This is a genomic window from Nonomuraea sp. NPDC050786, assembly GCF_040654115.1.
GTDB lineage: Bacteria > Actinomycetota > Actinomycetes > Streptosporangiales > Streptosporangiaceae > Nonomuraea.
Window position 1 is genome coordinate 60,219 of sequence record NZ_JBFAHJ010000030.1, and the last position, 21,617, is coordinate 81,835.

General features: G+C 71.0%; 16 protein-coding genes and 1 pseudogene. 10 read left to right on the plus strand and 7 right to left on the minus strand.

All coding sequences use genetic code 11. The annotated features are described in order from the left end of the window. Positions 1-4 precede the first annotated feature (4 nt). From AB0H84_RS40060 to AB0H84_RS40075, 4 genes are all read left to right on the plus strand, one after another. Positions 5-1,030: an acyl-protein synthetase gene (locus AB0H84_RS40060; RefSeq protein WP_357616787.1), complete on the plus strand. Its 1,026-nt coding sequence runs from the start codon at positions 5-7 to the stop codon at positions 1,028-1,030. Further along, positions 1,030-2,250 carry an acyl-CoA reductase gene (locus AB0H84_RS40065; protein ID WP_357616789.1) on the plus strand — a complete coding sequence of 407 codons (1,221 nt, stop codon included), beginning with the start codon at positions 1,030-1,032 and terminating at the stop codon, positions 2,248-2,250. Before AB0H84_RS40060 ends, AB0H84_RS40065 begins: the two co-directional genes overlap by 1 nt. Positions 2,251-2,346: 96 nt before the next feature. Further along, positions 2,347-3,018 (plus strand): polysaccharide deacetylase family protein, encoded by a 672-nt coding sequence (locus AB0H84_RS40070; protein ID WP_357616791.1) that lies wholly within the window; start codon positions 2,347-2,349, stop codon positions 3,016-3,018. Positions 3,019-3,026: 8 nt separating this feature from the next. After that, the gene (locus AB0H84_RS40075) at positions 3,027-4,538 is read left to right on the plus strand and encodes a hypothetical protein (protein ID WP_357616793.1); all 1,512 of its coding nucleotides are present in this window, start codon (positions 3,027-3,029) and stop codon (positions 4,536-4,538) included. A gap of 10 nt (positions 4,539-4,548) precedes the next feature. On the opposite strand, the gene AB0H84_RS40080 is transcribed toward AB0H84_RS40075, so the two are convergent. Continuing rightward, positions 4,549-5,028, minus strand: coding sequence for an ATP-binding protein (locus AB0H84_RS40080; protein WP_357616795.1), 480 nt, complete (start codon positions 5,026-5,028; stop codon positions 4,549-4,551). A 581-nt stretch (positions 5,029-5,609) separates the two neighbouring features. Between AB0H84_RS40080 and AB0H84_RS40085 the strand changes: the two genes are divergently transcribed. Continuing rightward, positions 5,610-7,184 carry a DUF1996 domain-containing protein gene (locus AB0H84_RS40085; RefSeq protein WP_357616797.1) on the plus strand — a complete coding sequence of 525 codons (1,575 nt, stop codon included), beginning with the start codon at positions 5,610-5,612 and terminating at the stop codon, positions 7,182-7,184. Between the two features lie 138 nt (positions 7,185-7,322). Further along, positions 7,323-7,880 (plus strand): annotated as a pseudogene (locus AB0H84_RS40090) (protein-L-isoaspartate O-methyltransferase); the annotation flags it as partial. 78 nt (positions 7,881-7,958) lie between these two features. On the opposite strand, the gene guaA reads toward AB0H84_RS40090, so the two are convergent. Continuing rightward, entirely contained in the window at positions 7,959-9,563 is a 1,605-nt protein-coding gene (gene guaA / locus AB0H84_RS40095; RefSeq protein ID WP_357616799.1) for a glutamine-hydrolyzing GMP synthase, read from the minus strand. 41 nt (positions 9,564-9,604) lie between these two features. On the opposite strand from guaA, the gene AB0H84_RS40100 reads away from it, so the two are divergent. After that, positions 9,605-10,555: a hypothetical protein gene (locus tag AB0H84_RS40100; RefSeq protein WP_357616801.1), complete on the plus strand. Its 951-nt coding sequence runs from the start codon at positions 9,605-9,607 to the stop codon at positions 10,553-10,555. Here AB0H84_RS40100 and AB0H84_RS40105 read toward each other — a convergent pair. Then, positions 10,546-11,367 carry an SDR family NAD(P)-dependent oxidoreductase gene (locus AB0H84_RS40105; protein WP_357616803.1) on the minus strand — a complete coding sequence of 274 codons (822 nt, stop codon included), beginning with the start codon at positions 11,365-11,367 and terminating at the stop codon, positions 10,546-10,548. The genes AB0H84_RS40100 and AB0H84_RS40105 overlap by 10 nt on opposite strands. A gap of 128 nt (positions 11,368-11,495) precedes the next feature. Further along, a complete protein-coding gene (locus AB0H84_RS40110; RefSeq protein WP_357616805.1) occupies positions 11,496-12,989 on the minus strand; it encodes a DUF885 family protein in 1,494 nt (497 codons plus the stop codon). Between the two features lie 79 nt (positions 12,990-13,068). Between AB0H84_RS40110 and AB0H84_RS40115 the strand changes: the two genes are divergently transcribed. Then, a complete protein-coding gene (locus tag AB0H84_RS40115; protein ID WP_357616807.1) occupies positions 13,069-13,812 on the plus strand; it encodes an N-acetyltransferase in 744 nt (247 codons plus the stop codon). 6 nt (positions 13,813-13,818) lie between these two features. On the opposite strand, the gene AB0H84_RS40120 is transcribed toward AB0H84_RS40115, so the two are convergent. The 3 genes from AB0H84_RS40120 to AB0H84_RS40130 form a co-directional block, all read right to left on the minus strand. Beyond that, a complete protein-coding gene (locus AB0H84_RS40120; protein WP_357616809.1) occupies positions 13,819-14,796 on the minus strand; it encodes a pyridoxal-phosphate dependent enzyme in 978 nt (325 codons plus the stop codon). 69 nt (positions 14,797-14,865) lie between these two features. Beyond that, positions 14,866-15,609, minus strand: coding sequence for an MBL fold metallo-hydrolase (locus AB0H84_RS40125; RefSeq protein WP_357616811.1), 744 nt, complete (start codon positions 15,607-15,609; stop codon positions 14,866-14,868). Positions 15,610-15,678: 69 nt separating this feature from the next. Beyond that, positions 15,679-17,184: a succinic semialdehyde dehydrogenase gene (locus AB0H84_RS40130; RefSeq protein WP_357616813.1), complete on the minus strand. Its 1,506-nt coding sequence runs from the start codon at positions 17,182-17,184 to the stop codon at positions 15,679-15,681. A 73-nt stretch (positions 17,185-17,257) separates the two neighbouring features. Between AB0H84_RS40130 and AB0H84_RS40135 the strand changes: the two genes are divergently transcribed. Together AB0H84_RS40135 and AB0H84_RS40140 are read left to right on the plus strand one after the other, a co-directional pair. Next, positions 17,258-19,501: a protein kinase gene (locus tag AB0H84_RS40135; protein WP_357616815.1), complete on the plus strand. Its 2,244-nt coding sequence runs from the start codon at positions 17,258-17,260 to the stop codon at positions 19,499-19,501. A gap of 32 nt (positions 19,502-19,533) precedes the next feature. Further along, entirely contained in the window at positions 19,534-21,519 is a 1,986-nt protein-coding gene (locus AB0H84_RS40140; RefSeq protein WP_357616817.1) for a beta-propeller domain-containing protein, read from the plus strand. Positions 21,520-21,617: the final 98 nt, after the last annotated feature.

The window sequence follows — 21,617 nt, forward strand, 5'->3', positions numbered from 1 at the left end:
CCCGGTGAGCGTGTTCAGCTTGGCCGAGCGCGAGCGGGAGGCGGCCCTGGCGAGCGAGCTGGCGGCGCTCACCGAGCGGCACAGGCAGGCCTGCCCGCCGTACCGGAGGATCCTCGACGCCATCGCCGCGCGCCCCCCGTACGAGCGGCTGGTCGAGCTGCCCTGGCTGCCCGTGCGGCTGTTCAAGACGCACGAGCTGCGCAGCGTGCGGGAGGATCAGGTGTTCAGGGTGCTGACCTCCAGCGGGACCACCGGGCAGCAGCCCAGCCGGGTCTATCTCGATCGCGAGGCGGCCGCGGCGCAGACCAGGATGCTGGCGGCGACGCTCAGGGAGGTGCTCGGCGAGCGGCGGCTGCCGATGCTGATCGTGGACAGCCGCTCCGTCGTCCGCGACCCCACGCTGAGCGCCCGGGGCGCCGGCGTGCTCGGGATGATGAACTTCGGCAGGGACCACACGTTCGTGCTCGATGAGGACGGGCGGGTGGACGCCGAGGCGGTCAAGGCGTTCCTGGCGCGTCACGGGAGCGAGCGGTTCCTGGTCTTCGGGTTCACGTTCATGGTCTGGCTCCACCTGCGCGGTCTCGGCGTGGACCTCTCGCAGGGGGTGCTGATCCACTCAGGCGGGTGGAAGCGGCTGGCCGAGCAGGCGGTGGACAACGCCGAGTTCCGGAGGCGGCTGGCGGCCGAGTGCGGGCTGAGCCGGATCCACAACTTCTACGGGATGGTCGAGCAGATCGGCACCGTCTTCCTGGAAGGTCCGGAGGGCGACGGGCTCTACTGCCCCGATTTCGCCGATGTGGTGATCCGTGATCCGGAGACCTGGCAGGAGGCGGCCGTCGGCGAGCCGGGGCTGATCGAGGTCGTCAGCACGCTGCCCACCTCATACCCCGGCCACGTGCTGCTGACCGAGGATCTGGGTGTGGTGCGCGGCGTCGATGACGGGCACTGGCCGGGCAAGCGGTTCGAGGTCCTGGGCAGGCTGCCCAGGGCGGAGGCACGCGGCTGCAGCGACACCATGGGGCAGGGCTGATGCTGGACGACCCGAAGCTGGATGTCCGCTTCCCCGCCGGGGCCCACGTACCGGTCGATGGGCTGCTCGGGGAGCTGGGCGGCGGGCTCGACGTGGGCGACGAGCGGGTCCGGGAGTTCCTCGCGGCCTTCGGGAGGCGGCTGCTGCGGCCCGCGCTGGCGCGGCGCCACCCCGAGCTGGGCTCGCTCGGCTTCTTCCTGCGGCCCAGCGAGCTGGCCCGCACCGTGGAGGGTCTCGGGACCGAGCACGTACGCGTGCCGCGCGGCCTGGTCTTCCACATCCCGCCCGCCAACGTCGACACCGTCTTCGTCTACTCCTGGGCCCTGTCGGCCCTGATGGGAAACCGCAACATCGTGCGCCTGTCGCCCCGCTCCGGCGCGGTCGCCGAGGTCATCCTGGACACCCTGCACGAGGCCCTGACCGACGCGGACCCGGTCATCGCGGCCACCCAGCGCATCGTCTCCTACGGCCGCAGCGACGCCATCACCGCCGCGCTCTCCGCCGCCTGCGACCTGCGGGTGGTGTGGGGCGGCGACGGCACCGTACGCGAGATGCGCCGCCACCCGCTCGCCCCGCACGCCCGCGACCTGGTCTTCCCCGACCGCTCGTCGTTCGCCGTCGTGCGCGCGGCGGCCTGGCTGTGCGCGCCCAGGGCGGCGCGGGTCACCGCGGCCGAGGGGTTCGTGAACGACACCTACTGGTTCGACCAGGCCGCCTGCTCCTCGCCCAGGACCGTCTTCTGGGTGGGCGCGGAGGGCGACTGCGACGCGGCGCGGACCGACTTCTGCGAGCACGTGGCGCGGGTGGTGGCCGTCCGCGGGTGGGGGGTCGATGCGGCGATGGCCGTGGAGAAGCGGGTATCCACCTACGGCCTGGCCGCCGACGGGCTGGCGGAGAGCATCGAGTTCCGCGGGAACGCGCTGGCCAACGTGACGCTGGCGGCGGCGGCCACGGCGCCGAGGCAGTGGCTGGGGGCGGGAACGTTCGCGCACGCGAGGCTCGGGGCGCTGGCGGAGCTCGTCACGCTGGTCGAGCGGCGGGACCAGACGATGACGCACTTCGGGTTCGCCAAGGAGGAGCTGGAGAGGCTGGCCAGGGAGCTGGCCGGGCGCGGGGTCGATCGCATGGTGCCGGTCGGGAGCGCGTTGAGCTTCCACCGAGTGTGGGACGGGTTCGATCTCCCCGCCGAGTTCACCCGGCTGGTGACCGTCATCAGATGACGCTGTTCCCGCGGGCCTGGCTCGCGAGATGGGCGTATTCAGAACGAGACGGGCTGACATGCGCGGTCTGGCCACATTGGCCCTAGGCTGTGATCCGTGGTGTTTCATGCCCTGCTCGCGGTGACGCTGGCCATGACCTCGCTGCCCGCCCAGGCGACAACGGTCGACTGCGCGCGGGTCAAGTGCCTGGCCCTGACGTTCGACGACGGCCCCGGCGCGAACACGCCCGCCCTGCTCAAGACGCTCGAACGGGCGGGGGCCAAGGCCACGTTCTTCCTGGTCGGCAAGCAGGTGGAGCGGCGGCCGCAGGTGGCCAGGCAGGCGCTCGCGGAGGGGCACGCGATCGGCAATCACACCTACTCCCACGCCTCGCTGCCGTCCCTGTCCGACGACCAGATCCTCGACGAGATCAAGGCCGCCCAGAGCGCGATCCAGCAGGCCACGGGGGTGCGGCCGAAGATGTTCCGGCCGCCCTACGGGAACACCGACGACCGCGTGCTCGGGCTGGCCGACGAGCTGGACCTGGCGCAGGTGCTCTGGACGGGCACGACGCTCGACTGGAAGCTGCGTGACACCAAGAAGATCAAGTCGGCCGTGCTCAGGCTGGCCAAGCGCGACGGCGTGATCCTCATGCACGACGTGGTCCCCGCGACCGTGAAGGTCATGCCCGAGATCCTCAAGGAGCTCAAGAAACGCGGCTACCACCTCGTCACGGTCCCGACGCTGCTACGCGGCAAGGGGCCGAAGCCAGGAGTCAGCTACCCCTGATCAGGATCATGGGCAAGCGGAGGCGATGGGTCGCGCTCGCGACTTTCGCGGTCGTCCAGGCCGTCCTCGGATGCTGGTGGGCGGCCTTCTACCCGGGCCTGTTCAGCCGCGACTCGGTCCTCTACCTCAGCCACACCGTCGTCGGGCCGTGGGTGAGCGATCACTCGGTGCTCTACGACGCGCTGTTGTGGCTCAGCTTCACCAAGACCGGTGACCTGGGCGCCGTCACGTTCGCGCAGACCACCGCCATGGCGGCGGCGCTGACGTATCTGGCGCAGTCTCTCAAGGCGCTCGGCGCGCCCCGCCTGCCGACCACTCTCGTCGCGATGCTGATGCCGCTGGCGCCGCCCGTGGGCGCGTTCTCGGTGACGCTGTGGAAGGACGTGCCGTTCACGATCTGCGCGATCGCCATCGCGGGCGTGTGCGCGCGGATCGCGGCCAGGCGCGCCGTCACCGTGCCCGCCCTGGCCGGGCTCGGGGTGCTCTTCACGCTGCTCGGGTTGTTCCGGGCGAACGGCTTCCTCGTCGTGGGCGTCGCCGTCGTCGCGCTGCTGGTGATCGTCAGGACGATGCGCGTGCGGCTGCTCCTGGCCGGCACCTTCGCCGCCGCCCTCCCGCTCGTGCTCACGAACCTGGTCTTCCCGAACTTCGGCATCGCAGCCCCGTCCAAGACGTACGTGTACCACACGGCGTTCGGCGACATCGCGGTGGCGTACCGGGACCATCCCGAGCTGTTCAGCGAGCAGGACAGGACCCTCATGGCGTCGGTGGCGCCCCTGACGCGGTGGCAGGAGGGCGGGACCTGCTACACGGTCAACCCGCTGATCTGGCGGCGGGACTTCAGCTGGCAGCAGGCCGACGCGCACGCCTCCCAGCTGCTCGACCTCTGGAAGCGGCTGCTGCTCTCCGAGCCGCGCATGATCCTGGACGCGCGCCTGTGCCGGGGGGCGATCGCCTGGAGACCCGTGCAGGACGATCTCACGATCGGGGGGATGACCTACCGGTTCTCGCGGCGGCCCAACGCCGACACCTACGTGGGACCGAACAAGGTGCCCGACTTCCCCGGGCGCTGGGTCTACTCGCTGCGGCCGCTGTCGTGGGAGCTGAACCGGGTGGCCGACCCGTGGCTGACCGGCGCGCTGGCGCCGCAGTACGACTGGCTGCTGTGGCGGGGGGCTCTGTGGGCGTACCTGTCCTATCTGGCCGTGGGGCTGGCGGCCTGGGCCCTGCGGAACCGGTACGTGCTGGGCGTGGCCGCCGTGGTGGCCGGGCAGCAGCTGGCCATCCTGGCCAACATCTCGGCGCAGGACTTTCGGTACATGGCCTCGCCGATCCTCATCGGGGTGCTGCTGGTGCCGCTGCTCGTGGGGAGTGTGGGGCGGCTGGTGGCGGCCTCGGTACGGCGGGGCCGGCGCGTACGTTCTGAGCCGGGCGAGCCCGTGCCGGCCGACGCCGTACCGAATGTTCGGGCGCAGGAGAAGCCGGGCGATCCGGACGGCCCAGCGGGCGATCAGAGCTAGAGACCGGGGGTCACGCGGCGAAGGCGAGGGCGTCCAGGGGGCAGGCCTCGGTGAGGGCGATTGCCGGCAGTTCGAACCAGATGGCCTTGCCGCGAGGGGTGCGGACACCGCCCCAGCAGCAGGAAAGCGCGTTGACCAGGAACAGCCCGCGGCCGCTCTCCGCATCCGGATCGACGGTGCGCAGGTGCGGGAGCTCGGGATTCTCGTCCTCGACCTCGCACCGCAGCAGGCCGTCCTCGGCGAAGAGGCTGAGGCGGACCTGCCCGTACGCGTGCTCCAGCGCGTTGGTCACCAGCTCGCTGACGAGCAGCTCCGCGACGTCCGTCTGGGCCTCGAAGCCCCAGTCGGCGAGCTTGTCACGGGTGAGCCGGCGCGCGCTGCGCACCGAGCCGAGGTCGCCGGCGGGCAGCCACCACGAGGCCGTCCGGCCCGCCACCGGGCGGCGGCCGGTCGCCGCTGTCCAGATCCTGCTCCATGAAACCCTGTACATTGCCCCGCACCCCGAGTGGCAGCTGAGGAGTTGATGCTGCCGTTCGGTTTCCTGCCGTCCCCTCTTCGGGTGAGCGTGGATCGCTCACACCTTGAGAATGCCTCAGTGAGCTCTCGGGGAAGAGGTGAAAAATCCCCATATAGGTACCTATTCCGGACTACGTAGGTGCGACGGAGGCCGCTTCATCAGAGGCTCCAGCGCAAGATGGGGCTGGTGTTCCGCATCGACCGCTGCCTTGGCTTGCTTGAGTGCTTCCGCGGTTCGTCGCACGGTTGTACGACCCGCGCCTCGGGCCGGGTTCAATCCTCGAATGTGTATAAATACGCATCCGTGCTGGTCAGGGGTGGCCCGTCCGCCGCCCTGCGTCCGGGCCGGTCACCGCCTGATGAACCCCCCGCTTGGGATCCGCGTACCTCTCGAAGATCGGACTCCTTGCCCACATCACGAGAACCGGAGGGAGTGGTCGCATGCGAAGTCCATCGGGGGGAAGACGATTCAGACCCTGGCTGGGGGCTGCCGCCCTAGGCGGGAGCATCGCCGTCGTCCTGTGGGGAGCTCCGCTGTCCGCGCAGGCAGGCACGGTGAACCTCTACGTCCGTACGGCCGCGGCGCAGTCCATCGTCTGCCCCAGCGTGGCCGGCAAACTACCCGACATCCCCGAAGCCGCCAAGGCCGAAGTCGACCGGAACCTCGCACTCCTCGACAGACAACTCCAAGAAGCCAACGACCGACTCGCCCGATCAACAGGACAAGGCGGCCCCAACTTCGTCCAGAACGCCATCCTCGGCCCCCTCGCCGGCAAACGCGCCGCCACCCTCGACCGCATCGCCATAGCCATCGGACGCGTCACCCAACGCCCCACCGGCCTCGACCGACTCGCCACCTGCACACTCGGCGGCGGCTCCGACACCCCGGCGCCCGCCGAGACCACCCCACCGCCCAGCGAGGCCACCCCCACCGCGGAGCCCGGTGACACCCAGGACCCTGCGGCGCAGTCCATCGTCTGCCCCAGCGTGGCCGGCAAACTGCCCGCCATACCCGCAGCCGCCAAGGCCGAAGTCGACCGGAACCTCGCACTCCTCGACAGACAACTCCAAGAAGCCAACGACCGACTCGCCCGATCAACAGGACAAGGCGGCCCCAACTTCGTCCAGAACGCCATCCTCGGCCCCCTCGCCGGCAAACGCGCCGCCACCCTCGACCGCATCGCCATAGCCATCGGACGCGTCACCCAACGCCCCACCGGCCTCGACCGACTCGCCACCTGCACACTCGGCGGCTCTTCAGCGCGGGACGCCGGCCCCTCGGCCGACGACTTCGTCGACATCCGCAAGGTCCCCGAGACAGAGCAGCCGCAGGCGGACCAGAACGGCTCAACGGGCACGTTCGTCTCCCGATGCGGTACGACCGGCGCAGGCCATTCCAACGCCGACGACCTCATCCTCGCCCCCGGCATGTCGGACGGGGCCCAGCACCAGCTGGACTACGTGGGCAACCTGTCCACCGACGCCTTCTCGACCAACGAGACCCTGGCGGAGGCGGATACCAGCTGCCGCACGGCCGCCGACCGGTCCGCCTACTTCTGGCCGACCCTGCGCGTACGCGGCTCCGATGACGGGACCGGCACGGATGACGTAGGCACCCCCGTACAGCCGTCGTCGGTCAGGCTCGAATACCGCGGCAACCCCACATCAGAGGTCACGGCCGCGCCGAGATTCCTCAGAATGGTCTCCGGCGACGCCAGGGCCGTCACCAACGGCGGCGCCAACGCCCGGCCGACGTGGACCTGCACGGGTTTCACCGACCGGCTGACCGACAAGTACCCGATCTGCCCCTCCGGCAGCGACCTGGTCCGCGTCTTCGACATGCCGAGCTGCTGGGACGGCCGGAACCTCGACAGCGCCGACCACCGTACGCACCTCGTCTTCCCTGACGAGACCGGCGCATGCCCGGGCGGCACCGAGGCCGTGCCGCAACTCCGGATGACGCTGACCTACGAGAACGTGTCCGGCACGGCGGACATCCCCTTCGCGGTGGACACGTTCGCCAGCGAACGGCACGACCCGAGCACCGACCACGCCGGCTCCATCGGGGTGATGTCGGAGAAGCTCATGAGCACCGTCGTCCGCTGCATCAACAGCGGCAGGAACTGCTGACACCCGACCCACCCGTCGAGCGGGCACCACGCCGGGTGGCGTGGTGCCCGCTCGTGGATTCGGATCGAGGCGGCTGGGAAGCAGGTGGGCATGGCTCTGAGAAGCATGCCGGCGGGGGCCTGCGGCCGGTGACCGCCGATGAAGTACGACCCGCTGGTGGAGGCCGCCCAGTGGTCCGGGGTTGAAGATCCGCGACTGCTGGCCGCCATCGCCACCACGCCACGTGACCGGTTCGTGCCGCCACGCTACGCCGCGCGTGCTCCGTGCGACGAGCCCGTCCCCATCGGCCACGGGCAGCCCACGTCGCAGCCGTCCCTGATCTCGCAGATGATCGACGCCCTGAGGCTGTCGGGCACGGAGACGGTCCTGGAGATCGGCACCGGGTACGGCTACCAGACCGCCCTGCTCGCCCGCCTGGCCCGCCAGGTGTATTCGATGGAGCGCCACGCCGACCTGGCCGAGCACGCCCGGGCCAACCTCGCCGCCGTAGGGGCGGCGAACGCCGAGGTCGTGATCGGTGATGGCACCGCCGGCCTGCCGGAACACGCGCCCTTCGACGCCGTCGTCGTCTCCGCCACGGCCCGTACGGTGCCCGCCCCGCTCGCCGAGCAACTGGCCGAGGGCGGGCGGCTGGTCATGCCGATCCAGGAGGGCCTGAGCGAGATCGTCACGCTCTTCGGCAAGCGGCGGGGCCGCCTGGTCCAGGAGCGCCTGCTGACACCCGCCCGTTTCGTCCCCCTGATCGGCGAGCACGTGGACGTCCCGGAAGAGAAATTACTCCCACTCGATGGTGCCGGGGGGCTTGCTGGTCACGTCGACGACCACGCGGTTGATCTCGCGGACCTCGTTGGTGATCCGGGTCGAGATGCGCGACAGCACGTCGTAGGGCACCCGCGCCCAGTCGGCCGTCATCGCGTCCTCCGACGTCACCGGCCGCAGCACCACGGGGTGCCCGTACGTGCGCCCGTCCCCCTGCACGCCCACCGAGCGCACGTCCGCCAGCAGCACCACCGGGCACTGCCAGATCTGCCGGTCGAGGCCGGCCCGGGACAGCTCCTCGCGGGCGATCGCGTCGGCCTCGCGCAGGAGGTCGAGGCGCTCGCGGGTGACCTCGCCGACGATGCGGATGCCGAGGCCGGGGCCGGGGAACGGCTGGCGCCACACCATGGCGGCCGGCAGCCCGAGCTCCTCGCCCGCCCGGCGGACCTCGTCCTTGAACAGCGCCCTGAGCGGCTCCACCAGCTTGAACTGGAGATCCTCCGGCAGGCCGCCGACGTTGTGGTGGGACTTGATGTTGGCGGTGCCGGTGCCGCCGCCCGACTCCACGACGTCGGGGTAGAGCGTGCCCTGGACCAGGAACTCGACCGGGCCGTCGGCCATGATGGCGCGCTGCTCGTCCTCGAAGACGCGGATGAACTCGCGGCCGATGATCTTACGCTTCTCCTCCGGGTCGGAGACGCCGTCGAGGGCCTTGAGGAAGCGGTCGGCGGCGTCGACCACGCGGAGCTTCACGCCCGTGGCGGCCACGAAGTCGCGCTCCACCTGCTCGGCCTCGCCCTTGCGCAGCAGACCGTGATCGACGAAGACGCAGGTCAGCCGGTCGCCGATGGCCCGCTGGACGATCGCGGCGGCCACCGCGGAGTCGACGCCGCCCGACAGCGCGCAGATCGCGCGGCCGTCGCCGACCTGGCGGCGCACCGCCTCGACGGAGTCCTCGACGATGTTGAGCATCGTCCACGAGGGGCGGCAGCCGGCCGCGTCGAGGAAGTGCTTGAGCACCGTCTGGCCGTGCTCGGAGTGGAGCACCTCGGGGTGGAACTGCACGCCGTACAGGCCGCGCCCGGGGTGCTCGAAGGCGGCGACCGGCGTCTCGCGCGTCGAGGCGGTCACCGTGAAGCCCTCGGGGGCGGCCGCGACGCTGTCGCCGTGCGACATCCAGACCGTCTGGGCGCCCGGCAGGCCGGCGAAGATCACGCCCTCGTTGAGCACCTCGAGCGCGGTGCCGCCGTACTCGGCGACGCCGGTGCGGGCCACCTCGCCGCCCAGCGCCTGCGCCATGGCCTGGAAGCCGTAGCAGATGCCGAACGTGGGCAGGCCCGTGTCGAACAGCCCGTGCGGCACCGGCGGCGCGCCTTCGGCGTAGACCGAGGAGGGGCCGCCGGAGAGGATGATCGCCTTGGGGTTCTTCGCCAGCATCTCCTCGACCGGCATCGTCGAGGGGACGATCTCGGAGTAGACGTGACACTCGCGCACGCGCCTGGCGATCAGCTGCGCGTACTGCGCGCCGAAGTCGACCACCAGCACTGTGTCGAATTCAGACACCGTGAGAAACCCCCCAAAGGCGAAATGCGGTAACCACAGTCTATCGGCCCTGTGCATTACACCTGGCCTGCAGGCGGCACTCGTGCTAACACAGAACGATGGATCTTGTCTGGCCGGTGACGGCGTGGGCCCTGTGGGTGACCGCGCTGGCCGCCGCCTTCAAGGCGTCCAGCCGCGAACGGCCCCGGGAAGCGCCCCGGTACGAGGTGCCCGCGCCCGTGGCCGAGCTCTTACGCGGGATGCGGTCCCAGGATGTGTTCCATGCGGCGCTGCTTGACCTGGCGGAGCGCGGGTGGGTGACGATCGAGGGCGAACGCCTCTCGTTGGCGCCGAGCGGGCAGGAGCCGCTCCGCCCTTATGAGCGATGGGTCCTGGAACGGGTGGCCGCCCGCCTGGGAGGCCGGCCGTACGCGCCGGTGATGGCGCTCATGCCCGAGGGTTCCGACCTGGACGGCGACCTCGTCCTGCTCGTCCGGCACGCGGCCATCGAGCTCGGCCTGGCGCGCAGGCGCTGGCGGACCATGATCGTGCCGCTGCTCCTGGCCATGGGGCTCGTGGTCCCCTGGTACGCCACTCTCTCGGCGGCCGGGCTGTCGTGGCCGGGGATGATCGCGACAGTGGTGTCGTTCGTGGCCGGCATGAGCCTGCTCATGGCCGGAAGGGGTTTCCTGCTGACCGAGGCCGGGCGGGAGATCGCCGGGTCCGAGGGCGCGCCGGTGGACCCCCGGCAGGAGTGGATCTACACCGGCAGCGGCTGGCGCGGCATCGAGATCGAGGATCCCGGCTCGGCCGGCCCCGTTCCTAGCCGGCAGGAGGTCTCCGGTTACGTCGTCAAGCGCTGGGCCGTCATCGACATGGACCCCGACTCGATGAGCAGCAGGCGCTGCCACTACCTCGCCCTGCACGACGGCAGCTCGGAGAAGGCCACGTCATACCTGGTCAAGGAGGGCGTCTACCACGACGTGCTGCCGGGTGACTTCGTCCGGCTGCTGGTCAAGCCGCGTACCGGACGGGTGAAGCGGGTGCTGGGACACGAACGTCACTGGTAGGACGGCAGGCTGCCGCTGAGCAGGATCTCGGTCTGCAGGCGCAGCCGGGCGGCGTACCGGGGATCGGTCAGCACCAGGAACCGCTCCTCCCTGATCGCCTCCACGACCAGGTCGGCCACCTGGGACGGCTCGATGCCGCGCTCCGCCGACCTGCTGACGGACTCCTGGACCTCCACCTCGTCCTGGGTGGGGGTGCTGACCAGGGTGTGCGGGCGCACGCGCGCGGAGTCGGCGATGCGCGTCCTGACCGCGCCGGGGCAGAGCGCGGTCACGCGGAGCTTGGCCCCCGCGGCGGCCAGGTCATGGGCGAGGGCCTGGGACGCGGCCAGCGCGGCGTACTTGGTGACCGCGTACCCGCCGGCCCCTGGTGTGGCGAACAGCCCGGCCACCGACACCGTGTTGACGATGTGCCCCTCGGCGTCCTGCTCGATCATGCGCGGCACGAACTCGCGGACGGCGTGCAGCACGCCCCACAGGTTCACGCCGAGCAGCCAGGCGAAGTCGTCCTCGCCGCGGGTCCACATGCGCCCGCCCTGGAAGACGCCGGCGTTGTTGCAGAGCACGTGCACGGCGCCGAGCTCGCCGAAGCAGCGGTTGGCCAGGTGCCGTACGGCCGCCGCGTCGGAGACGTCGGTGACCTGCGTGAGCACCTTTCCGTCGCCCGCCTGGGCGGCCGTCTCCGCGAGGCCGCCGGGATCGACGTCGGCGAGCATCAGCGTCATGCCCTCGGCCGCGAACCTCAACGCCAGCGCGCGCCCGATGCCGCCGGCCGCACCCGTCACCACGGCGGTCTTGCCAGAGAGCTCCCGCACAGGCCCAACCTCCCTCGCTCGCGACCGACGCTACCGGAGGTGTCGTCGGTCGCTCCAGGGAATGCGTGCTGTACGGCGCGGGAGCTCCCCGGCGGCCCTGCGCTCGGGCGATGGCCACGAGCGAGCGCTCAGAGGATGCGGTCGATCAGGCCCAGGGGCGGCGAGCCGAGGTCGAGCAGCGCCTTGTGGAAGCGCTGCAGGGTGAAGCCCGCTCCCCACTCCTTGCGCGCCCGCTCCCGCAGGTCGAGGATGAGCAGCTTGCCCCAGGTGTAACGCCCGTACGTCGGGTCGAACGACGCCCGCCTGGCCTCCGACAGCGCCGCGGGCCCGGCCAGATGCGTGTCGGCCTCGAAGCGCCTGGCACCCTCCTCGACCGTCATCTGCCCGGTGTGCACGCCGATCGCGCAGGCGAGGCGGGTGACGCGGATCAGCGCCTCCACCCACACCCCGATCTCGAACCGCGGGTCGTCCGCCTCGAAGCCCTCCTCCACGCAGAGCTCCTCGGCGTAATGCGCCCACCCCTCGATGAACGCCATCGACTGCAGCAGCCTGCGCACGTCGGACTTCGCCCGCCGCAGCGCGCGGGCGTGCGAGAAGTGGCCGGGCGCGACCTCGTGCACGTTGATCGCCGGCAGCGTCGTACGGCTGAAGACCTCCAGCCACTCCTCCTGGTCCTGCTCGGGCCAGGACGTGTCCGGCGGCGTGATGTAGTACCAGGACGGGCCCTCGGGCTCGCCGGGCGAGTTCCACGCCATCATGGCCATCGCCCAGCGCCGCGACTCGGGCGCCAGCCCCACCAGGCACTCGCCGTCGTGGTAGGGCACGAGATCCTTCTCGCGCGTGAACGCGATGGCCTTCTCGGTGCCGATCCGCGCCGCCTCGATCACGCCGTCCGCGTCGGGGTGGTCCTTGACCAGCTCGCGTACGACGTCCAGCGGGGCCCTGTCCGTCTCCCCCAGCTTGGCGCAGGACTCGGCGAGCAGCGCCATCAGCCGGTCCCGCTCGGCGTCGGCCCGCTCGGCCAGCCTGCCGAGATCGACCGGCAGGCCCTCGGCCGTGCCCATGAGCCTGGCCAGGGCCTCGCCGCCGAGCGCGGCGTCGGGGTCGCCCTCGGCCGCGGCCCGCTCGACGTGCGCGACGAGCCGTCCGTGGGCCTCGAGGGCGGCCTCGTCCGTGACCCCGGCGGCCAGGCCCTTGACCGCCGCCAGCAGGGACTTCGCGACGGGGGCCGGGACCTGGTCGAGCGAGGCGATCGCCTGGTCCACGGCGTCGGGCCAGAGCCCGAGGTGGGCCGCCTTGGCCGCGGCGCGCTCCGCCTCGGGGGCGTAGTCGCGGTCGTAGCAGGCGAGGTCGAGGTTCGAGAGGTGGATCAGCGGGTTCTTCCGGTGCAGCTCCAGCTCGCCGAACTGAGTACGCAGGCTCTCCTCGAACACCTGTAGGTGTTCGGCGTCATGCGCGTCCTCGGGCGCGGGCCCCTGGCCGAGCCGGGCCAGCCCGGACCGCACGCCCTCGGGTGAGAGGTCCTGGATCCGGCCGTCGTACTCGTGCCTGCCGCCGCCCTCGCGCGCCTCGGCCACGATCAGGTCGGTGATGGCTCGCAGCCTGGCGTCAAGTTCTGTCATGCGGCCGACGGTAGCGCACGCTTCCTTGCCCGGTTTATTGGTGCGCGTACCGGTCGGCCGTAATGTGAAAATGGTCCGCATGGCTATCAAGATCACGACGCTGGCGGAGCGTCCCGAGTTCGCGCCGTCGCTGTTCGAGATGGACCATACGTGGCAGGAGTTCGTGCTGCAGGACCCGATCGCGGACCTGTTCTATCCCTTCGCCACCACGACCTACGCCGAGTACGTGCTGGTGGCCGATGACGAGGCGGAGCCGGGGCGGCTGGTGGCGCGGGGCTGCATGATCCCGTTCCTCTCGGAGGGCGCCGAACTGCCCGACGACGGGTGGGACGGCGTGATCAGGTCGGGCTGGCTGGCCCGCGAGCGCGGCACGCGCCCCGACAGCATCTCCGCCCTGGAGATCAGCGTCCGCCGCGACCTGCAGGGGACGGGCCTGTCCTCGGTGATGCTGGCGGGCATGCGCGACCACGCCGCCCGCCTCGGCTATGCCGAGCTGGTGGCGCCCGTCCGGCCCAACAGGAAGCATCTCGAACCGCACACCCCCATGTCCGAGTACGCCTTCAGGACCCGCGCCGACGGCCTGCCCCATGACGCCTGGCTGCGGGTGCATGTGCGGGCCGGCGGGAAGATCGTCAAGGTGGCGCCCCGCTCGATGGTGGTGGCGGGCACGCTGGCGGAGTGGCGGAAGTGGACGGGCCTGCCGTTCGACCGCTCGGGACCGCTGGAGGTGCCGGGCGCGCTCACCCCGGTGCACTGCGACGTGGAGCACGACCACGCGGTGTACGTGGAGCCGAACGTCTGGGTCGTCCACCCCCTGATCTGAGCGACCTCAGACGCCGGTACGGCTCCGCAGCTCGTCCCTGTGCCGCCCGCTGTCCAGCCCCTTTCCGGCGGCCCACGCGTCATCGTGATATGTCGCCAGATGCCGGTCGGCGGCGTCCCCGAGCACCGACACCACCGTGCCGCTCTCGCCCCTGGCCCGCATGCGCTCGACCAGCTCGAGCGCCGCCCAGAGCGCCGTGCCCGACGAACCGCCCACCGGCAGCCCCGTGACCTCCCTGATGTGCCTGGCCGCCGCCACGCTCGCCGCGTCGGGCACGGGAACGACCAGGTCGACGAGGTCAGGCCGGAACCCGGGCTCGATGCGGGGCCGTCCGATGCCCTCGATCCGCGACGGCATCCCGGTCGCGTAGTCGGGCACGTCGAGGGTCCACCCCAGGAAATATGCCGAATTATCGGGATCTGCCACTGCGACCCGGCAGGGCAGATCGTGGTCGCGGATCCAGCGGCCGAGCGTCGCGGACGTGGCGCCCGTGCCCGCCCCCGTCACCACCCAGTCGGGCCGCACCTGCCCGAACAGCTCCTCCCCCAGGTCGTGCTCGGCCGCACGCCCGAACTGGTCGAGGAAATGGCCCGGGATCCCGCGGGCCGCGTCGTAGATCGCCAGCGGCGGCGTCACGAACCTGCACTCCCCGCCGAGCGCCTCCACCGCCCGGGCGCGCGCCTCGCTCCGCGCGCCCGGCATGACCACGATGTACGGCAGCCCGAGCCGCCGCGCGAACCACGCCTGCGCCACGGCCGCGCTGCCACCCGTCGCCTCCACCACGGTCGTGCCCTCGGTGACCAGCCCGTCGAGGATCGCCCGGCGGAACAGCGCCCTGGCATGGCGGTGCCGCAGGCTCCCCGTGGGCTGCGCGGACTCGTCCTTCAGCAGCAGCCTGATCCCGGGCGCCCGCACCGGGAAGTCGATCAGCGGGGTGGGCTCCCCCGCCGCCAGCACGTCGAGCGCTCGCACGTTCCAGCTCACCGCTTCACCCTCCCAGACGTGGGCGGGGAAGGTCGCGCCCGTTCGCCAGAAGCCGATCCCGCGAGGCGGTCAGGCGAGTCGGGTGCTCTCGCCGGGAGCCAGCAGCCGCAGGCGGTCGCCGGACCCGGCGAACGCCTTCTCCACGGTCTCCCGCCCCTGCGTGAAATGCGCCCAGTGCTCGAAGTGCAGCGGCACCACGTACCGGGCGTCCAGGATCTCGGCGGCCGCGGCCGCGTCCTCGCTGGTCAGCGTCAGGAAGCCGGCCACCAGCGGCGTGCGGGCCCCGCCCGCGAACAGCAGCGCCACGTCCACCGGGCCGACCCGCTCCGCGACCTCCCGTACGACGTCGAGCGAGGCGTTGTCCCCGCTGACGTAAACGGTCGGCAGGCCCTCACCGCTGAGCACGAACCCGGTGACCTCGCCCACCAGGTGCTCGGTCCCGTCCGGCCCGTGCTGCGCCGGGACTCCGGTCACCTGCAAAGCGTCGCCCACCGTGACAGACGTCCAGTTGGGGAGGGCACGTACCGAGCCGCCCAGCCGCGAGGCCGCCGACCCCGTGGACAGGATCAGCGGCACGGACGCCAGGTAGTCCCGTCCGGTTCTGTCGAGGTTATCCGGGTGCTGGTCGTGCGAGAGCAGCACGGCGTCCACCGGCCCGAGCGAGGAGAGCTCCACGGCCGGCCCCGCGGTCTTGGTGAGCGCCCTGTTGCCGATCGGGTAGTCGCCCGGCGCGTCGAACGTGGGGTCGGTCACCAGGCGCACTCCGCCGAGCTCCAGGACCGCCGTGGGCCCTCCGACGTAACGAATCTCCATGGTCGTCAACGACACCGGGCCCTGGCCGGTTATTCCGCGCCTTGATCGTTCATGTCCACCGCGCAGCCGTCACTTCAGCCGCAGCCGCCGCATCGCCTTGAGCGTGGTGGCCAGGGTGACGGCCCACTTCTCGTACGGCAGCCCGAAAGGTGGCTCGAACCCCAGCCAGCCCGCCTGCGAGGCCACCGTCTTGGACTCGGTGTAACGCAGCAGCCCCTCCGCGCCGTGCCGGCGCCCCAGGCCGGACGCCTTCATCCCGCCCATGGGAGCGTCGTAGGAGGCGTAGGCCGAGGCGTACCCCTCGTTGATGTTGACCGTGCCGGCCCTGACGCGGGCGGCGAGCGCCCGGCCGCGCGGGAGGCTGGAGGTCCAGATGGAGGCGTTGAGGCCGTAGATGGTGTCGTTGGCCAGCTCCACCACCTCGTCGTCGGAGGAGAACGGGTAGAGCGCCACCACCGGCCCGAACGTCTCGTTGCGGCACAGCTCCATGTCCTCGCCGACGCCGGTGAGCACGGTCGGCTCGTAGAACAGCGGGCCGAGGTCGGGCCTGGCCTTGCCGCCTGTCAGCAGGGTCGCGCCCTTGGCCAGGGCGTCCTCGACGTGTGCGGTGACCGTGTCGAGCTGGCGCTGCGAGGTCAGCGAGCCCATCTGCACCGACCAGTCGTGGCCCGCGCCCAGCTTGAGCCCCCTGACCTGGGCGACGAAGCGCTCGGCGAACGCGTCGAACACGGACGCGTGCACGTACAGGCGCTCGATCGACAGGCAGAGCTGGCCCGCGTTCGTGAAGCAGGCCCGGATGGCACCCTGTACGGCCACGTCCAGGTCCGCGTCGTCGAGCACCACCATCGGGTTCTTGCCGCCCAGTTCGAGCGAGCAGCCGATGAGCCGCTTGGCCGCCTCCTCGGCGATCTTCCTGCCGCCGCGCGTGGAGCCCGTGAACCCCACGTAGTCGGCGTCGTCGAGCAGCGCGTCGCCGATCTCGGCCGGCTCGCCGAGCACCACCTGCCAGATGTCGCGCGGCATGCCGAGTTCGGCCAGCAGGTCGATGGTCCACAGCGCGGACAGCGCGGTCTGCGTGTCCGGCTTGTGCACGATCGCGTTGCCCGCCAGCAGCGCGGGCACCGCGTCGGTGACGCCGAGCGCGAGCGGATAGTTCCACGGGGAGATCAGCGCGACCACGCCCTTGGGCTGGCGCAGCTCCACCACCCGGGTGGCCATGGGGAAGATGCCCTTGCGGGCGCGCGGGGCGAGCAGGCCGGGCGCGCGCCGGGCGTAGTAGAGGCTGCAGCCCGCGACGTCGAGCACCTCCTCGAAGGCGTGCTTGCGGGCCTTGCCGGTCTCGTTCTGGACGATGTCGAGGATCTCGTCCCTACGGTCCAGGATCGCGTCGTGCAGCCGCAGGAACGGTCTCGCCCGTTCCGCCGCGGGCCTGGCCGCCCACTCGGCCTGGGCCGCCCTGGCCTTCTCGTACGCCCGTCGGACGTCGTCAACGTCCGATATGGGCAGCTCGGCGAGGGTTTCGCCGGTAAAGGGAGCGATGATGTGCCGTGTCCTACCGCTGGACGTCACGTGCATGGCAGAAGGATATTCCGCCCGGCTACCGGCGGGTAGTTTTTGCGGATGCGCGCCGTAGGGCCAGAATCCCTACATGGCAACCTTCGCTCCGCTACGCCCCGGGGATCCACAGCGGCTTGGGGGCCTGGATCTCCTCGGCCGGCTCGGCGAGGGCGGTCAAGGCGTCGTCTACCTGGCCAAAGGCCAAAATGACTCACGGGTTGCGGTCAAGTGGCTGAGGCCTGACCTGTCGGGCGACCAGGTGAGCATCGAGAGGTTCCTGCGCGAGGTGCAGGTGGCCCAGCAGGTGGCGCCGTTCTGCACCGCGGCCGTCCTCGGCACCGGGGCCGAGCAGGATCGGCCGTACATCATCAGCGAGTTCATCGAGGGGCCCTCTTTACACCGGGTCGTGCAGGAAGAGGGGCCGCGCACGGGCTCCGTCCTGCACCGGCTGGCCATCGGCACCGCCACCGCGCTCGCCGCGATCCACCAGGCGGGCATCGTGCACCGCGACTTCAAGCCGGCCAACGTGATCATCGGCGCCGACGGCCCCAGAGTGATCGACTTCGGCATCGCGCGGGCGCTGAACGCCACCTCGACGATCAGCAGCATGGTCGTGGGCACGCCGGCGTACATGTCGCCCGAGCAGATCATGGGCCACACCGTCGGCCCGGCCTCCGACATGTTCGCGTGGGCCAGCACGATGGTCTTCGCGGCCTCCGGCCAGGCGCCGTTCGGCAGCGACACGATGCCCGCGGTGATCAACCGCGTGCTCAACCACCATCCCGATCTCAGCGTGCTGGACGGCCAGCTGCGTGACGTGGCGGCCGCGTGCCTGGCCAAGGACCCGGCGCAGCGGCCGACGGCCGAGCAGGTCATCATGCGGCTGCTGCGGCACCCCGCGCCCGGCTCCGCACCGAGCTCCGCGCCGAACCCTGGCATCCTCGCGCAGGCCGCGGCCGAGGCCGCGCCCGCGCCCCCCTTCTCCGCACCATCAGGACCCGCGTCAGGCCCCATTCCGGGACCGTACGGAGGTCCGCCGTCCGGCCCTTATCCGCAGGGACCGCCGTCCGGTCCCCATCCGCAGGGACCCCCGTCCGGTCCCAACCCGTACTCGGGCCCGGTCCCGCACACGGGCTCCGTCGCGCCGTCCGCCCAGCCCTCGTGGCATCCTCCGGGCCCCTACGGTCAGCAGCCCACCCATCCGAGCTGGGCGGAGCAGCCGCGCCCGCCGCAGCGGAAGGGCCGGGCGCCGCTCATCGCCGGCATCACGGTGGCGGTCGCGCTGCTGATCCTGGCGGGCGTGATCGTGTACATCCAGGCCGACAAGGGCACGCTGGCCGACCCCCCGCGCACCCCGTCACCCGGCCCGACCAGGTCCAAGACGACCGCCAGCCAGTCACCCAGCCAGCCGGCCGTGCCGGCGACGGGCAAGCGGGTGTCGATCCCGGGCGCGGGCGGCATGTCCCTCTACGAGGACCCGCGCGACGCGGTCGTCCTGACGTCCTACGAGGTCTACGACAAGAAGAAGGACGACTGGATCGACTACGCCAGGGGCTCCCTGCACGGCTCCTACACGAAGTACGCCGGCAACTGGGAGTCCATGGTCTCCCCCGACGGCCGCTATCTCGCGACCAGGGGCAGGAGCTACAGCTCGGACGACTACGACTTCGTCATCATCAGCGACCGGCAGAACGGCGACCGTACGACGATCAAGACCGTCAAGGAGCCGCTGATCAGCAGCATCAGGGCCTGGTCGAAGGACGGCTCCAAGATCCTGCTCAACGTCGAGAAGAAGAGCGGCAAGGACTGGATCTACCTCGGATTCGTCCTGATCGACGTGGCCGGGAAAAATGCCACCACCGTGAACGTCTCCGACACCTCGGTGCGCAAGACGGCCTTCGGCTTCGACGGCGACGACGAGGGCGCGGTGAACGTCTACGGCGACGAGAAGAACCGCGGCCTGCGCTTCTTCAACACGGAAGGCAAGGCCACGCGCTCCCTGCCGGGCATCGGCACGCTCTCCGCCGGCACGCAGGACATCTTCTCGCCCTCGGGTAAGACGTTCGTCACCAACTGCCCCAACGGCGGCGACGGCGACCACTGCGTCTGGGACTCCCAGTCCGGCGAGCGGGTGCGCAAGTTCTCCTCCGACTGCGACAAGGTCCTCGGCTTCTACGACGAGACCCACCTCTACTGCTGGGAGCAGGACAACGGCACCAACGACGAGATCCAGGTGGTCGACTTCACCGGGAAGCTGGTGCGCAAGCTGCTCGAGGTGCCCGACGAGATCGACTTCAGCCCGGTCTTCACCGTCAATCCCAACAGGCGGTCCTGAACCATCCGGCCGGGAGAGCCGTCAATGAGGGCATGAAGACGCTGATCCGTGCGGCCACGGCCGCCGCGGCGCTCGCGACGGTAACGGTCGCCTGCACCTCCACGGCCGCGGGGCCGCCGCCGAAGCCGAGGACGAGCCCGCTCGGCGCGATCCGCCTGGTGGCCTACACCAGCTGCGACGACCTGCTGTCCGGGCTGCGCGAGCACGCCGCCAGGAACGTCTCCGCGTACGGCTTCGACGGCGGCATCCTGCCCTACGCGGCCTTGGCGAAGGACGCCCGCGTGGCCGCCGAGCAGGCGGACACCCCCGAGCACTCCACGACGAACGTGCACGAGGCCGGCGTGGACGAGCCCGACGCGGTCAAGACCGACGGCAACCGGGTCATCACCGTCAAGGACGGCGTCCTGCGGATCATCGACACCGCCACCAGGAAGGTCACCGCCTCACTCAGGCTGACCGAGAAGGGCCTGCCCGGCGTCTCCGCCGACCTGCTGGTCTCCGGTGACCGCGCGCTGGTGCTCATGCGCGGCGGCGACATCATGTACAAGGCGAGGGACTTCGTCCGGCCGGGCGAGACGAAATACGTGCTGGTCGATCTGTCGGGGCAGCCCAAGGTGCTCAGCACGATCAAGACACAGGGCTCGTACGTGGACGCCAGGATGGTCGGCTCCACGGTCCGGCTGGTCACCCGCAGCCAGCCGGAGATCACGTTCCCCGTGATCAACGGGGAGGTCTCGGAGGCCGAGCGCGTCAAGCGCAACCAGGCGGCGGTGCGCAAGGCCCCGGCCGAGGCCTGGCTCCCCAAGATCGAGATCACGGACGCGTCCGGGACGGTCAAGAAGGACTCCGTGAAGTGCGACCGGATCAGCCACCCGGCCGACTACACCGGCACCTCGCTGCTCACCGTGCACACCGTCGACCTCGCGCAGGGCGTCACCGCGGCCGGCACCGACCCGATCAGCCTGGCGGCCGACGGCGACATCGTGTACGGCACCGGCAGCAGCCTCTACGTGGCCAGCAACCCGCGCTGGTGGATGCCCCAGCCGGTGGAGGACACCCCAGACACTCCGGCCACTGCGGACACCCCGGCGACCGCGCAGACCTCGGGAGGCGTGGCCCCGGCCGAGGAGCCCACGCCCACGGACCCGCAACCGACGGATTCCGCCGAACCCGCGCCCACCCCGTCCCCGACCCCTGCCGTCCCGCCGGAGGAGACGGAGGTCCACCGGTTCGACATCTCCTCCCCCGGCGCCCCCTCCTACGTGGCCTCGGGCAAGGTCCCCGGGCGGCTGCTGAACCAGTACTCGCTGTCGGAGTACGACGGCCACCTCCGCGTCGCGACCACGCTCACCTCCCAGGACGGCGAGAACAGCTCCAGCGCCGTGTACGTGCTCAAGGCCGACACCCTGGCCAGGACGGGCGAGGTCGGCGGCCTCGGCCGGGGCGAGCGCATCTACTCGGTCAGGTTCATCGGCCCGGTGGGCTACTGCGTCACGTTCAGGCAGGTAGACCCGCTCTACACACTGGACCTGCGCGACCCGGCGGCGCCCAAGGTGACGGGCGAGCTGAAGATCACCGGCTACTCGGCGTACCTGCACCCCGGCGCCGAGGGCCGCCTGATCGGCATCGGCCAGGAGGCCAGCGAGAAGGGCCGGACGCTGGGCACGCAGATCTCGCTGTTCGACGTCAGCGACCCGGCCGTCCCGCGCAGGCTGTCGCAGCTGTTCCAGAAGGACTCGGGCTCGACGGCCGAATGGGATCCGCACGCGTTCCTGTACTGGCCGAAGACCGGCCTGGCGGTGATCCCGCTGTTCCAGCAGACCGAGTCGGGCGCGCTCGTGCTGAAGATCGACGACTCGGGCGTGTCGAAGCTCGGCATGATCAAGCACCCGGCGAGCGAGGCCGGGATCGACCGCGCGATGGTCATCGGCGACTCGATCTGGACGATCTCGTACGACGGCGTCCAGGTCAACGACGCCGCCACGCTGGCCCAGCAGGCGTGGATCCCGCTGCGTTAAGCAAGCAAAGGTGCCGATTTCGTATGATTGGCACCTTTATCCATGGACAGCCCCCCACTCGTGATGAAAACTTTACTAACCATGTAATGTCGGATTGG